This window comes from Haloarcula sp. MBLA0163, from assembly GCF_055632435.1.
Genome location: NZ_CM145745.1, coordinates 1,237,515 through 1,252,272, shown reverse-complemented (window position 1 = coordinate 1,252,272; position 14,758 = coordinate 1,237,515). Strand labels below are relative to the sequence as shown.

The following is a 14,758-nucleotide window of genomic DNA, read 5'->3' as shown; positions in this document are numbered from 1 at the left end:
GGGCTACACTCGGACGGAATTTAAGCGTCAGGACCGACCGGTCAGGGCGTCGAGTTCGTCGAGGTAGTCCTCGCGGGGTATCTGATACAGCGCGCGGTAGTCGAACTCGCCGGAGGCGAAGCGGTTCGCGAGGTCGACGGCCGCCTCGACGGCGGCCTCACGGTCCGCGAACGACTCGGCGTCGCGGTCCACCTCGGGTTCGAGGTACAGCGTGACGTACCAGTCCTCGCCGGTCCGGTCGAGGCCGGGTCGCCGGGTCCGCTTGCCCCGCGTGAGGTATATCGTCGGGAGGCAGGGCGCCGGGAAGTCGTGGCTGTCGAAGACGCCCGGCCGATAGGCGAGTACGAGTTTCTCCTCGGTCTCGTTCCAGACCGTCCAGTCGTCGGCCAGTCCGTCGAGGTCCATACCGACGGCTTCGTCTCGGCGGGCAATACTCTATCGACTACCGACGCGTCGCCCGCTTTCGCGCGATTACTTATAAATAGCTGCGGGAATCGCCCTCGTGTGAACCCGTACCTCAGCGATGCCGTCCCCGTGTTACGTCACGAATCCGGGGTGAGAAAACCCGGCGTTATATGGGTGTCGGGAAAAGGCTCTTAATGTTGAAGCACTCATGTGTTAAATAGTATCGGAAACAGTAACCCACTGTCACCCGTTACCATTGGGGTGGGACCGTCCCCGCGACCACCCGGCCACTGCACACATGGCATGGTACGACCACCGACCCGCAAGTCCGGGTCCCAACGCGGCCGCCCGCCTGCACGCACGGAGCGGCAGTTGGTGGCACCGGTGTACTGAGTCCGACACGGTGGCCCCGAACGGCATCGTGCCATCGCGTGCCGAACTCACCGAGTTAGCATGAGCAAGAACAAAGAGACACTGGAAGCGCTGAGCAAGGAGTACCAAGACACGATACCGGCCGACCTCCGGACGACCCGGAGCTTCGACTGGTATCTCGACCAACTGTACGACGAGCCGCGAATCGCCCGCAACGCCCACCAGCGGGTGGCGGACATGTTCGACTACTACGGGACCTCCTACGACGAGGACGCCGGCGTCGTCGAGTACGAGATAGCGAGCGAGGACCCGCTCCACGACGGCGAGAACACCTTCTACGGCCGCGAGGTCCACGAGGCGATACACGAGTTCGTCAACAAGGTCAAGTCCGGCGCGCGGGGGCTGGGTCCGGAGAAGCGTATCAAGCTCCTGCTGGGTCCGGTCGGGTCCGGGAAGTCCGACTTCGACCGGCAGGTCCGGCGCTACTTCGAGGACTACACCCGCCGCGACGAGGGGCGGATGTACACGTTCCGCTGGACGAACCTCTGTGACGTCATCGGCGACCAGGACCCCGCCGACGACGTCGTCCGGTCCCCGATGAACCAGGACCCGATGGTGTTGCTCCCTCAGGACCAGCGGGACAGGGTCATCGAGGACATCAACGAGGAACTCGACGCCCCCTACACCATCCGGAACGAGCAGGCGCTCGACCCCGCCTCGGAGTTCTACATGGACCGCCTGCTGGCGAACTACGGCGACGACCTCCAGGCCGTGCTGGAGAACCACGTCGAGATAATCCGGTTCGTCGCCGACGAGAACCAGCGCCAGGGCATCGAGACGTTCGAACCCAAGGACAAGAAGAACCAGGACGAGACGGAACTGACCGGCGACGTCAACTACTCGAAGATAGCCATCTACGGCGAGAGCGACCCGCGGGCGTTCGACTACTCCGGGGCGTTCTGTAACGCCAACCGAGGTATCTTCTCCGGCGAGGAGCTGCTGAAACTCCAGCGGGAGTTCCTCTACGACTTCCTGCACGCCAGTCAGGAACAGACCATCAAGCCGAAGAACAACCCGCGCATCGACATCGACCAGGTCATCGTCGGCCGGACGAACATGCCCGAGTACCGGGACAAGAAGGGCGACGAGAAGATGGAGGCGTTCAACGACCGGACGAAGCGCATCGACTTCCCGTACGTCCTCCAGTACGAGGAGGAGGCGAAGATATACAACAAGATGCTCCGGAACGCGGACCTCCCGGACATCCACGTCGAGCCCCACACGCTGGAGATGGCCGGCCTGTTCGGCGTCCTCACCCGCATCGAGGAGCCCGACACGGAGTCCGTCGACCTCGTCCAGAAGGCCAAAGCCTACAACGGCGAGATAGACGAGGCCGACGACATCGACGTCAAGAAGCTCCGCGACGAGGCGGCGACCACCGCCGACATCGGCGAGGGGATGGACGGCGTCTCCCCGCGCTTCATCGGCGACGAGATAGCCGAGGCCATCATGGACTCGATGCACCGCGACCGCCAGTTCCTCTCGCCGCTGACGACGTTCAACCACCTCGAAGGCAACTTAGAGAACCACGGCTCCATCGACGAGGAGTCGTTCGACCAGTACTACCGTTTCCTCGAACTGGTCCGCGAGGAGTACAAGGAGCGGGCCATCGAGGACGTGCGCCACGCGCTGGCCTACGACATGGACGAGATACAGCGCCAGGGCGAGAAGTACATGGACCACGTCATGGCCTACATCGACGACGACACCGTCGAGGACGAACTCACCGGCCGCGAGCAGGAACCGGACGAGCAGTTCCTCCGCTCGGTCGAGGAGAAACTGAACCTCCCGGAGGACCGCAAGGACGACTTCCGCCAGGAGGTGTCGAACTGGGTCTCCCGCCGTGCCCGCGAGGGCGACACGTTCAACCCGCAGGACAACGACCGACTGCGCCGCGCGCTGGAGCGCAAGCTCTGGGAGGACAAGAAACACAACATCAACTTCTCGGCGCTGGTCTCCAGCGGCGAGATGGACGACGACGAGCGCAACCAGTGGATAGACGCCCTCATCGAGCAGGGCTACTCGGAGGAGGGCGCCAAGGAAGTGCTCGAGTTCGCCGGCGCGGAGGTCGCCAAGAGCGAGATGGAGGACTAGATGAGCGGCGAGGAGTACATCGGCCGGGCGGACGACTCGCTGGACGCCACCTACGAGGCCCCGATGAGCCTCGCGGCGTACGTCGACACCGTCCTCGAGACGCCCGAGATAGCCGCACACGCCTCGAAGTACATGCTCGCGGCCATCGAGGCGGCGGGGACCCGCACGGTCATCGAGGAGGGCGAGGAGAAGGAGAGGTACCGCTTCTTCGACGACCCGTACAACGACGGCGAACACGCCATCCTCGGCAACACGGAGGTGCTGAACGCCTTCGTCGACGACCTGCGCTCCATCGCCGCTGGCAGAGGCAAGGACGAGAAGATAGTGTGGCTCGAAGGCCCCACCGCGACGGGCAAGTCCGAACTGAAGCGGTGTCTCATCAACGGCCTCCGTGAGTACTCGAAGACGCCGGAGGGCCGACGCTACACCGTCGAGTGGAACGTCGCCGGCGCGGGCGGGAGCGACAGCGCCCTCACGTACGGCGACGTGCCGGTCGAGGACGAGGACGACTGGTACGAGAGTCCGGTGCAGGTCCACCCGCTGACCGTGTTCCCGCCGGACGTGCGCGCGGACCTCGTGGCCGACATCAACGAGCGCCTCGACGACCACATCGAAATCCACGTCGACGGCGAACTCGACCCGTTCTCGCGGGAGGCCTACGACTACCTCGAGGAGCAGTACCGCCGACAGGGCGCCGAAGACCTGTTCTCGGCGGTCACCGACCCCGCGCACCTCCGGGTGAAGAACTTCGTCGTGGACGTGGGCCGCGGCATCGGCGTCCTCCACTCCGAGGACGAGGGCACGCCCAAGGAGCGACTGGTCGGGTCGTGGATGCACGGGATGCTCCGCGAACTGGACTCGCGGGGCCGGAAGAACCCGCAGGCGTTCTCCTACGACGGCGTCCTCTCGCAGGGCAACGGCCTGCTGACGGTCGTCGAGGACGCCGCCCAGCACGCCGACCTGCTCCAGAAACTGCTGAACGTGCCCGACGAGAGCCGGGTCAAACTGGACAAGGGCATCGGGATGGACGTCGACACGCAACTGGTCATCATCTCGAACCCCGACCTGGAGGCGCAGTTGAACCAGCACGCCGACCGCGAGGGGCAGGACCCGCTGAAGGCGCTGAAGCGACGGCTGGACAAACACGAGTTCACCTACCTGACGAACCTCTCGCTGGAGGCCCAACTGCTCCGCCGGGAGCTGACCAACGAGACGGCGGTCTGGGACCCGGACTCGTGGGAGGAACTGGAGACGTGGATTCAGGACCCCGTGACCGTCTCGGTGCGGGACGACGTCGAGACGGCGACGGACAAGGAGCTGGCGCCCCACACCATCGAGGCCGCGGCGCTGTACGCCGTCGTCTCGCGGCTCGACGCCTCGAACGTCCCGAACGGGCTGGACCTCGTGGACAAGGCGCTCCTGTTCGACCGTGGGTACCTGATGGAGGGCGACGAGCGCGTCGACATCGACGACTACGACCTGGAGACGACCGACCACGACGGCGACCACGGCATCCCCGTGACGCACGTCCGTGACGTGGTCGCGGACCTCCTCCACGAGACGCAGGACCGCCACCACCCGGACCTCCCCGTCGAACACGTCATCATGCCCCGGGACGTGCTGAACGCCGTCGCCGAGGGGATGGGCGACGCGCCGGTGTTCTCGGCGGCGGAGGCCACGGAGTACGAGGAGCGGGTCGTCCCGGTGAAGAACCACGTCTTCGGCGAGCAGGAGCGGGACGTGCTGGACGCGATGATGCGGGACAAGCGCGTCGACGAGGCCACCGTCGAGGAGTACATCGAACACGTCTACGCGTGGGCCTCCGACGACCAGATAGAGAACGAGCGCGGCGAGTACGTCGACCCGGACCCGCTGAAGATGAAGGTGTTCGAGATAGAGCACCTGGGCCGGTTCGACGAGGAGAACTACGACGACAACGACCCGGACGAGGCCGTCGAGGCGTTCCGGACGGACAAGATAATCACGGCGCTCAACCGTCACGCGTGGCAGCGCCGCGACGAGGAGTTCCGCGTCGGCGACGTCTCCCCGAAGGAGATTCCGGTCATCAAGACCGTCCTCGGGAGCCACGACTGGGACGACGTCAAGCGGACGTTCGAGGACTTCGACCCCCGGCAGTGGGACGAACCGCCGTCCGGCACCGAGACGGCCCGACTCAAGCAGATGACTATCGAGAACATGGTCGACATGCACGGCTACAGCGAGGCCGCCGCCGAACTGACCAGCCGACACGTCATGAATCAGGTGAGCTACCGATGGGACTGAAAGACGACCTCGAACGGTACCGCGAGGTCGGCGAGGAGCGCCGGCAGGACCTCGCGGAGTTCATCCAGTACGGCGACCTGGGACAGTCCCGCGGCGACGAGGTGCGCATCCCCATCAAGATAGTCGACCTCCCGGAGTTCGCCTACGACCAGCGCGACAAGGGCGGCGTCGGACAGGGCGACGGCGCCGAACCGGGCGACCCGGTCGGGCAACCACAGCCCCAGCCGGGCGACGACGGCGACGAGGACGGCGAGCCCGGCGAGGAGGGCGGCGAACACGAGTACTACGAGATGGATCCCGAGGAGTTCGCGAAGGAACTCGACGAGCAACTCGGCCTGGACCTCGAACCGAAGGGCAAGAAGGTTATCGAGGAGAAGGAGGGCGACTTCACCGACATCACCCGGACCGGCCCCTCCTCGACGCTGGACTTCGAGCGCCTGTTCAAGAAGGGGCTGAAGCGGAAACTCGCGATGGACTTCGACGAGGACTACGTCCGCGAGGCCCTGAAGGTCGACGGCTGGGGGCCGGCGACCGTCTTCGAGTGGGCCCGCGAGAAGAACATCCCAGTCTCGAAGGCGTGGATAGAGGACGCCTACGACGACATCCCGTCGAGCGAGCGGGCGGCGTGGACCACCATCGAGGAGATGGAGGCCAACGTCGAGGAGGTCGACGCGCCGACGCGCATCCGCCGCGAGGGCGTCGACGAGATACCGTTCCGCCGGGAGGACGAGCGCTACCGCTACCCCGAGATCGTCGAGGAGCGCGAGAAGAACGTCGTCGTGGTCAACATCCGCGACGTCTCCGGGTCGATGCGCCAGAAGAAGCGCGAACTCGTCGAGCGGACGTTCACGCCGCTGGACTGGTACCTGCAGGGGAAGTACGACAACGCCGAGTTCGTCTACATCGCCCACGACGCCGACGCGTGGGAGGTCGAACGCGAGGAGTTCTTCGGCATCCGCTCGGGCGGCGGGACCCGCATCTCCAGCGCGTACGAACTGGCCGCCGAGCGACTGGAGGAGGCGTACCCGTGGAGCGAGTGGAACCGGTACGTCTTCGCGGCGGGCGACAGCGAGAACTCCTCGAACGACACCGAGGAGAAGGTCATCCCGCTGATGGAGCAGATTCCCGCGAACCTCCACGCCTACGTGGAGACCCAGCCGAGCGGGAACGCCATCAACGCGACCCACGCCGAGGAGGTCGAGCGGACGTTCCGCGACAGCGACAACGTCGCCGTCGCCTACGTCTCCTCGCCCGACGACGTGGTCGACGCCATCTACGAGATACTGAGCACGGAGGACAACGGATGAGCACCGACGACAGATTCGCCAAACAGCGCATCGCGGACGACCTCGAGGAACCGGTCCGGGAGGCGGGCAACCTCGCTCGCCGACTGGGCCTGTCGCCGTACCCGGTGAACTACTGGGTCGTCGACTACGACGAGATGAACGAACTCATCGCCTACGGCGGGTTCCAGAAGCGGTACCCCCACTGGCGCTGGGGGATGCAGTACGACCGCCAGCAGAAGCAGGGCCAGTTCCTCGGCGGGAAGGCCTTCGAGATAGTCAACAACGACGACCCGTCCCACGCCTTCCTCCAGGAGTCGAACACGCTGGCCGACCAGAAGGCGGTCATCACCCACGTCGAGGCCCACGCCGACTTCTTCGCCAACAACCGGTGGTTCAAGATGTTCAGCGACGGCGCGCCGCGGTCGGCCGACGAGGCGGGCCGGGACAGAGGCCCGGACGCCGCCGGCATGTTGGCCCGCCACGCCGACGCCATCCGGGAGTACATGCAGGACCCCGAGATAGAGCGCGGGGCCGTCGAGCGGTTCGTCGACCACGTGCTCTGTCTGGAGGACAACATCGACCAGCACCAGCCGTACAGCCCCGTCGAGACGGCCGAGGAGCACTTCGAGGACATCGAGGGCGTCGACGTCACCGAGCAGCTGGACGAACTGGACCTCTCCGAGGAGGTCAAGCGGCAGGTGTTCGACGACGAGTGGTTGGACGCCCAGGACGACGACGGCGAGGGCGTCTCCTTCCCGGCCGAACCCGACAAGGACGTGCTCGGGTTCCTCCGCAAGCACGGGATGGCCTACGACGAGGACGCCGGGAAGGCCGTCGAGATGACCGACTGGCAGAAGGACGTCCTGGAGATGCTGCGCCGCGAGGCGTACTACTTCGCCCCCCAGAAGATGACGAAGGTGATGAACGAGGGCTGGGCGGCCTACTGGGAGTCGCTGATGATGACCGGCGAGCGCTTCGCCGGCGACGACGAGTTCGTCCTCTACGCCGACCACATGGCGCAGGTGCTGGGGTCGCCGGGCCTGAACCCGTACAAGCTCGGCATGGAGATTTGGGAGTACGTCGAGAACACCGAGAACCGCCGGGAGGTCGTCGAACGGTTGCTCCGCGTCGACGGCGTCACGTGGCGTACCTTCGGCGACGTCGTGGACTTCTCGGAGGTGCAGGACCACCTCGAACCGCCGGCGTGGCTCCGCGACGTGGCCGGGCACCTCGACGAACTCGACCCCGAGGACCCCCGGGTCGACGCCGAGGGCCTCGAACGGGCCCGCGACGGCGAAGTCGACGTCGAGCGGTATCCGTGGAAGGTCCTGACCTACGAGGGGCTGGCCCAGCGACACTACTCGCTGGTCAAGCCGCAGTACCGCGGGTTCGTCTCCCGCGTCGGGCAGGAGGAACTGGAGCGGGTCTCCCGCTACATGTTCGACGACGCGCGCTACGACAGCGTCGCGGCGGCGCTGGCCGACGTCGACTACACCCGCGGCTGGGAGCGGATGCGCGAGATCCGCGAGAGCCACAACGACGTGACGTTCTTAGACGAGTTCCTCACCCAGGAGTTCGTCGACGACAACGACTACTTCACCTACGAGTACACCCACGCCTCGGGCGACTACCGGGTCACGTCGACGGACCACGCCGACGTGAAGAAGAAGCTGATGCTCAACTTCACCAACTTCGGCAAGCCCACCGTCGTCGTCGAGGACGGCAACTACCAGAACCGGAACGAACTGTTGCTGGCCCACCAGTACAACGGCGTGATGCTCGACCGGAGCCAGGCCACGGCGGTGCTGAAGCGGGTGTTCGAACTCTGGGGGCGGCCGGTGAACCTGCTGACCATCGTCAAGGAGTTCGACGACCACGACATCGAGGTGGCCAAGCGCCGCGACCGCGAACCCGAACCCGAAGAGGTCGGCAAGCGCCTCCGGTACGACGGCGACGACGTGGTCGTGGAGGACGTGCCGTGGAGCGAGGTCGAACACCTCGCGGCGACGGACATCGACTACAACACCAAGCCCGACGAGTGGCTGGCCTGAGGCCGTCGGTCCACCCCTCAGGTCGCTCAAATCGCCGTCGAAGCCTTCAGAAGGTATGTACCCCTCTCGACAGGACAAGCGCGTATGCCCTCTCGACGCGCGTTCCTCGCACTCACCGCGGCGTCCGGCCTGGCCGGCTGTCTGACCGACGGCTCCCAGGACCCGACCACAGACGCACCGGGGACGGGGTCGTCCGGCGGCACTGCCGACTCGGCGACGCCGGCCGACGAGACGGACCGGTACGCGTCGGCCGACCACGTCGCGTGGACCAGTTCGCTCCAGGCGCCCGTCGTCACGACACCGACCCCGACCGGAGACGGCCTGTACGTCGGCACGGAGGACGGAACGGTCGCCGCGCTGTCCCCCTCTGACGGGACCGAACAATGGATGTACGACGCCGAGCAGACGGTCCAGAACGCGCCGGTCGTCGCCGGGGGGACGGTACTGACCGTAGCGGGTGCCGAGGGCCTGAACGCCGCCCACACGCTCCACGCGGTCGACCCAGACACTGGCGACCGACGGTGGACGTTCTCGCCGACCGACTGGTGGCTCGAGGTCCTCGGGGTCCACGACGGGACGGCGTTCGTCGGCACGGCCGACGACCACGTCCAGTCCTCGGGTCAGACGCTGTACGCGCTCTCGCTCGCCGACGGGACCGAACAGTGGGCAGTCGAGATCGGCGACCCGAGGGGCGGCCTGGTCACCGACGAGCGAGTGTACGTCCCGGCATACGGCGCCCTCGACGTGTTCGGCCGAGACGGGACCCGAGCGTGGGAGTACTCGGTCCCCGAGTATCAGTACCGGACGCTCTCGGTGGTGGGCGACACCGTCGCCTTCGTGAGCGCCGAAGACCCGCGCGAACCGGTCGTCCACGGGGTCGACGCCGAGACCGGTGAGCGCCGGTGGACGTTCGAGGAGTGGCACGCCTACACCACCCAGGCCGTCGGCGACCGGCTGCTCGTTGGCGGGGATTCGGTGGCGAGTCTCGACCCGGCCACCGGCGAGGTCCGGTGGCGCGCCGACGTGAGCGCTGCCATCTACGACGCGCCGGTGGCCGACGGCACGCTGTACGTCGCCAACGAGGTGGCGGCCGCCGTCTCCCTCTCCGACGGGGACGTCGCGTGGCGGACCCCGGTGGACGCGTATCTGGCCCGGCCGTCCGGGCTGCTGGACGGCCAGTTGGTGATACAGCGCTCGGCGAGCCAGGACGACCGGGACCGGCACGTCCTCGCGCTCGACGCCGAGGCGGGCGAGCGGGCGTGGTCGTTCGCCGCCGAGTCGCGGCTCACCCGCCTTTCGGTCGGCGGGTCGCACGCATTCGCTGGCGAGGACGAGACGGTACTCGCCGTCACGCCCTGACCACCGACGAAGGGAAACCCGTTTTTCCGCCCGTCACGTTGGGCGGGTATGAACGTACGCAGTGTCGCCGACCTCGGCCCCGACGAGCGCTCGGCCCTGTTCGACCGGGACGCGGGCGTCGACGCGGTCAGGGAGGACGTCCGGGACATCGTCTCGCAGGTCCGCGAGGAGGGCGACGTCGCGCTCCGCCGCTTCGCCAGCGAGTTCGACGACGTCGAGGTGGGCAACGTCGACATCACCGACGCCGCCGAACGCGCCTACGAGGAGATAGACGACGACGTCCGCGCGGCCATCGAGGACGCCGCCGCGAACATCCGCGCCTTCCACGAGCGACAGGTGCCCGAGGACTGGCGCGAGGACTTCGAGGGGCGGGAACTCGGTCGGCGGTTCCGGCCGCTCGACAGCGCCGGCGTCTACGCCCCCGGCGGCACCGCCGCCTACCCCTCCAGCGCGCTGATGGGCGTCGTCCCCGCGAAGGTCGCGGGCGTGGAGCACGTCGCCGTCGCGACGCCGCCCGCCGAGGAGGTCAACCCGGTCACGCTGGCCGCCATCCACGTCGCCGGCGCGGACGCCGTCTATCAGGTCGGGGGCGCGCAGGCCATCGCCGCCCTCGCGTACGGCACCGAGACGGTGACCGCGACGGACATCGTCGTCGGCCCGGGCAACCGCTGGGTCACCGCCGCGAAGGCCGAGGTCCGGGGCGACGTGGCCATCGACTTCCTCGCCGGCCCCTCCGAGATAATGGTCGTCGCCGACGGCGAGGCCGACCCGGAACTGGTCGCCGCCGACCTCGTCGCGCAGGCCGAACACGACGAGAACGCCTCCGTCGTCGCCGTCACGGACGACGAGGCGCTGGCCGAGGCGGTGGCCGAGGCCGTCGAGGAACAGGCCGCCGAACGGGACCGCGAGTCCGTGATTCGGGGCGCACTCGACAACGACGCCTCCGGCGTCTTCCTCGCCCGGTCGATGAGCGAGGCGGTGCTGTTCGCCGAGGAGTACGCCGCCGAGCACCTCTCGATACAGGCCGAGGACGACGAGGCCCTGCTGGACCGGATTCCGTCCGCCGGGTCGGTCTTCCTCGGTCCGTACAGCCCCGTCGCGGCCGGCGACTACGCCGCCGGGACGAACCACGTCCTCCCGACCGGCGGGGCCGCACGGGTCACCGGCGGCCTCTCAGTGGACACGTTCGTCCGGTCGACGACCGTCCAGCGCCTCTCTGCGGACTCGCTGGGCGACCTGCGCGAGACGATAACGACGCTCGCGGAGGCCGAAGGGCTGGAAGCCCACGCCGAGAGCGTCCGCAAGCGGTTCGAGTAGCGAGCGGCGCGACCGTCGCGACCGGCGTCAGGGTTAACACGGTCGGACGCACATCTATCCGTATGAGCAGTACCGTCGACGGCGAACCGGAGCTCGGTGGCGAGGACGTGGGCGTCACCGAGGAGGCCGCCGAGGAAGCGATAGCGCTCCTGGAGAGCGAGGACATGGACACGGACGTGGCCGGCCTGCGGCTGTTCGTCCAGCAGGGCGGCTGTGCGGGCCTCTCCTACGGGATGCGCTTCGACCACGAACCGGAGGAGAACGACACCGTCTACGAGCGCCACGGCCTGCGGGTGTTCGTCGACGGCGCCAGCATCGACTACATCGAGGGGTCGGTGCTCGACTACGAGGGGGGACTGCAGGGCGCCGGGTTCCACGTCGAGAACCCGAACGTCGTCAGCGAGTGCGGTTGCGGCGAGTCGTTCCGGACCTAGTCCTCGAGTTCGAACGCCACCGTCACCTCGGCCTGGTACTCCCGGCCCTCGACGCTCGCTATCTCGACGCCGAGCTCGTCCACCTCTACCCACTTCAGGTTGTCCAGCGTCGCCTCCGCGCGCTCGATAGCGTCGTCGGCGGCGGCGTCGAAGCTCTCCGAGCTCGTTCCGATGAGTGTGATCTTCTTGAACACCATGGCGTGCTACCGAATCACACGGTCGGGATATAAAGCTACGGTCGGGCTAGCCGGTCCGCGTCTCCAGCCACCCCTCGACGTAGCCGACCACGTCGGTGAGGTGGGCCGTGCCCCAGACGGCGACGACGACGGCCCCGACGGTGTCGAAGACGAGGTCGAGCATCGTGTCGTCGAGGCCGTACTGGGTGAGGATGGTGTCGTTGCCCGACGCCTCGGCGACGAGCGTGATGGTGAACTCGATGACCTCCCAGAAGACGCCGAACGCCAGCACGAACAGCAGGATGAACACGAACATGAACCGGGGCGGGAGGTAGATCTCCTCGGAGTGCCGGTCGAGCGCCCGGACCGTCGTGTAGCCGACGGCGGCGACGATAGAGGAGGAGAGGGCGTGCGTGACGTGGTCCCACCACCAGATGCCGGCGTAGAAGTTCGTCTCCGACCCCGGCAGACCGAGGACGCCGACGGCGTGGAGGAACACCGCCGACGTTATCCACAGCGTGAGTGCGGGGTCCAGCGTGATACCGAAGTCCCGTTCGAGCACCGTCGGCAGTTGGGTCACCAACAGCCCGACCCCGGTGTTGACGATGACGCCGGTGCTGCCGCGTTCGAGGCCGATAGCCAGGATACCGACCATCGCGAGCGTCATCGCTCGGGAGGCCTGTCGCTGTCGGCGCTGGGTGATACCGAGGTAGTCCCGAATCCTCATAGGTCGGGCTGCACCTCCTCTGGGACCCGGGCCGTCCCGATCTGTCGGCGGACGTAGTAGGCGAAGATGACGCCGGCGCCGACGCCGGCGATGGTCGACGCGACGAACTCCCACATGAGCGCCCGTTCGATGGCGTGCTCGGTCAACGCGGGGTCTAAGATGAACGCCGTCCCGAGCAGCTGGTCGGCGGCCCAGCGGACGACGGCCCAGACGCCGGCGGCGGCCATCGTCGTCACGCCGACGAAGACGACGGCGAACCGCGCCGTCATCTTCACCGGCGTGAACACGTGGAGCTCGACGGCGACGATGAGCGCGATGGCCGCGACGGAGAGGTACGTCGCGAGGTTGCCGGTGACGGACACCGTCGCGAACAGCCGACCGACCACCGGGAGGGCGGCCAGCAGGAGTATCTCCCACGGGAGCATCGCGTCCCGGTTCCAGAGCAGGGTCGGCGGGAGGACCGCCAGAGCAGCGACGGCGGCCGCGAAGGCGGCCCAGAGGAGCTGGTCGTCGAGCACGCTGCCCGCGACCACGGCCAGTAGAATCGCGACGACGGCCCAACTCACCACGGCGTTGGTTCTGCGGTCGCGCAACAACTCGGTTACGTCGGGACTCATGTCCGTCAGGTACGCCGCTGCGTGGAAAACACTATCGGCGGGTCAGAGGACACCGTACGCCAGCGCGTACGCGAGCGCCGCGACGGTGACGGCCGCCAGTCCGGTGACGACGGCCTCCAGTACGTCGACGCCGCGGGTGAACGGGCGGACCGGGGCCCCGACGACGCCGATGGCGAGCACGCTGAACACGAAGTGGGCGGACTGCTCCAGCGTCGGTGCCGGGAGCATGAGCGCCGCGGCGGCGTAGCCGGCACCGAGCGACGCCCGCGGATTGACGAGCGCGGGCAGGCGGACGCCGGTGAGGCGGGCGTACGTCCAGACGGCCAGCCACACCGCCCCGAGTTCGACGGCGAACGCCGCCAGCAGGTGTCCCGTCGGGTCGGGGTGGAGTGCGATCCGCTCGGCGACCAGCACCACGTCGAATGGGTACAGCAGTGCCGGCGGCGACCCGGTGAACAGGTCGCCGAACGGGTGCGAGAGCAGCCCGACGAACGCGACGGCGAACACCGTCCGCGGTCGCAGGGCGAAGCGCTGGGTCACGAGGGCGACACAGAGGCCCGAGAGCACGAACACGAGGACGACGACGGCGGCGACGCTCCCGGAGACCGTCGCCGCGGCGGCGACGAGCAGCGCCAGGAGCGACAGCGACGCCGCTCTGGCGGGCCGGTTCCCGAGCGCCCACAGGCCGACGGCGACCGCGAGGACCGCGCCGAACACCAGCGAGTGGGTCGGTCCGCGGTGGATGACGTTGGCCGTCTCCCAGAACACGTCCGGGCCCACCGTCTCGACGGAGCGCAGTAACAGGCCGACCGGCGCGTACACGACGTCTACGTCGGGCACGGCGGCGAACAGGCCGCCCACGAGGCCGAGCTGGAGCGCGCGCTCCGGACGCACGTCCAGTCGCCTCGCCCCGAGCGCCACGATGGCGAACGCCAGCAGGGCATGCCCCACGAACATGTGGTCTCCTTCGGCGTCGACAGGCTTAAGTATCGCGTGTCAACGGGTGTACAGCCACACGCTTGGGTAGGATTCGACTACCCGAATCAAGCGCCGTCGTCCACTTTCGTCCAGCGCTTCTCGATGTCCGCGTTTGCTCGAACCACCGTGTCGCCGTCCACGTCGAAGCGGGTCTTCCGGAGTTCGATGGCCGTCACCTCACCCGTCGTATCGCCCGCAGTGACGGTGTCGCCGGGGTTGAAGTCCGGGTCCCGGAGGAGGTAGACGCCGGCGACGGCGTCGGCGATCATGCCCGAGAGCGCGTAGGACACACCGAGTGCGAGGAACCCGGTCGCCGTCCCCAGCGACGCGGCGACGAGCGTCAGGCCCACGATAGAGAGGAAGGAGAGCGCGACGCCGAACCAGAGGAACACGAGGACGATAGTCGCGATGAACTGCCGGTAGACCGGGGCCTCACCGGGGAGGGCCCGTTCCAGTACCCCCCGCACCACGAACATGACAATCTTGATGGCCACGGCCGCGATGACCAGGAAGACGAGTCCGGTTATCAGGTCCGGGAGAACGGTCTGGACGTCTGTGAGGAACTGTTCGAGCGCTTCGGCGACGATGTCCGTCTGCAC

13 protein-coding genes are annotated in these 14,758 nt (G+C 67.6%); 7 read left to right on the top strand and 6 right to left on the bottom strand.

Features of this window, described 5'->3' with window-relative positions:
- Positions 1 to 27: 27 nt before the first annotated feature.
- Positions 28 to 405, bottom strand: coding sequence for a DUF5820 family protein (locus ACV7GQ_RS06665; protein WP_470312738.1), 378 nt, complete (start codon positions 403 to 405; stop codon positions 28 to 30).
- Between the two features lie 453 nt (positions 406 to 858).
- Between ACV7GQ_RS06665 and ACV7GQ_RS06660 the strand changes: the two genes are divergently transcribed.
- The 7 genes from ACV7GQ_RS06660 (at position 859) to ACV7GQ_RS06630 (ending at position 11,661) form a co-directional block, all read left to right on the top strand.
- The gene (locus tag ACV7GQ_RS06660) at positions 859 to 2,931 is read left to right on the top strand and encodes a PrkA family serine protein kinase (protein ID WP_470312737.1); all 2,073 of its coding nucleotides are present in this window, start codon (positions 859 to 861) and stop codon (positions 2,929 to 2,931) included.
- Positions 2,932 to 5,214 (top strand): PrkA family serine protein kinase, encoded by a 2,283-nt coding sequence (locus ACV7GQ_RS06655; RefSeq protein WP_470312736.1) that lies wholly within the window; start codon positions 2,932 to 2,934, stop codon positions 5,212 to 5,214. It abuts the gene before it with no gap.
- Entirely contained in the window at positions 5,205 to 6,521 is a 1,317-nt protein-coding gene (locus tag ACV7GQ_RS06650; protein WP_470312735.1) for a YeaH/YhbH family protein, read from the top strand. The genes ACV7GQ_RS06655 and ACV7GQ_RS06650 overlap by 10 nt, the downstream gene beginning before the upstream one ends.
- Entirely contained in the window at positions 6,518 to 8,551 is a 2,034-nt protein-coding gene (locus ACV7GQ_RS06645; protein WP_470312734.1) for a SpoVR family protein, read from the top strand. The genes ACV7GQ_RS06650 and ACV7GQ_RS06645 overlap by 4 nt, the downstream gene beginning before the upstream one ends.
- Before the next feature lie 84 nt (positions 8,552 to 8,635).
- Positions 8,636 to 9,910, top strand: coding sequence for an outer membrane protein assembly factor BamB family protein (locus ACV7GQ_RS06640; RefSeq protein ID WP_470312733.1), 1,275 nt, complete (start codon positions 8,636 to 8,638; stop codon positions 9,908 to 9,910).
- A gap of 48 nt (positions 9,911 to 9,958) precedes the next feature.
- On the top strand, positions 9,959 to 11,227 hold the full coding sequence (hisD, locus tag ACV7GQ_RS06635) for a histidinol dehydrogenase (protein ID WP_470312732.1): 1,269 nt from the start codon (positions 9,959 to 9,961) through the stop codon (positions 11,225 to 11,227).
- Between the two features lie 62 nt (positions 11,228 to 11,289).
- Complete coding sequence (locus ACV7GQ_RS06630; protein WP_470312731.1) at positions 11,290 to 11,661, top strand: HesB/IscA family protein; 372 nt, start codon at positions 11,290 to 11,292, stop codon at positions 11,659 to 11,661.
- Here ACV7GQ_RS06630 and ACV7GQ_RS06625 read toward each other — a convergent pair.
- The 5 genes from ACV7GQ_RS06625 to ACV7GQ_RS06605 form a co-directional block, all read right to left on the bottom strand.
- Positions 11,658 to 11,858: a dodecin gene (locus ACV7GQ_RS06625; protein ID WP_166970634.1), complete on the bottom strand. Its 201-nt coding sequence runs from the start codon at positions 11,856 to 11,858 to the stop codon at positions 11,658 to 11,660. The genes ACV7GQ_RS06630 and ACV7GQ_RS06625 overlap by 4 nt on opposite strands.
- A gap of 46 nt (positions 11,859 to 11,904) precedes the next feature.
- Complete coding sequence (locus ACV7GQ_RS06620) at positions 11,905 to 12,564, bottom strand: DUF2238 domain-containing protein (RefSeq protein WP_470312730.1); 660 nt, start codon at positions 12,562 to 12,564, stop codon at positions 11,905 to 11,907.
- Positions 12,561 to 13,181 (bottom strand): hypothetical protein, encoded by a 621-nt coding sequence (locus ACV7GQ_RS06615; RefSeq protein WP_470312729.1) that lies wholly within the window; start codon positions 13,179 to 13,181, stop codon positions 12,561 to 12,563. Before ACV7GQ_RS06615 ends, ACV7GQ_RS06620 begins: the two co-directional genes overlap by 4 nt.
- A 42-nt stretch (positions 13,182 to 13,223) precedes the next feature.
- Positions 13,224 to 14,138, bottom strand: coding sequence for a metal-dependent hydrolase (locus tag ACV7GQ_RS06610; RefSeq protein WP_470312728.1), 915 nt, complete (start codon positions 14,136 to 14,138; stop codon positions 13,224 to 13,226).
- 86 nt (positions 14,139 to 14,224) lie between these two features.
- Complete coding sequence (locus ACV7GQ_RS06605; RefSeq protein WP_470312727.1) at positions 14,225 to 14,758, bottom strand: mechanosensitive ion channel domain-containing protein; 534 nt, start codon at positions 14,756 to 14,758, stop codon at positions 14,225 to 14,227.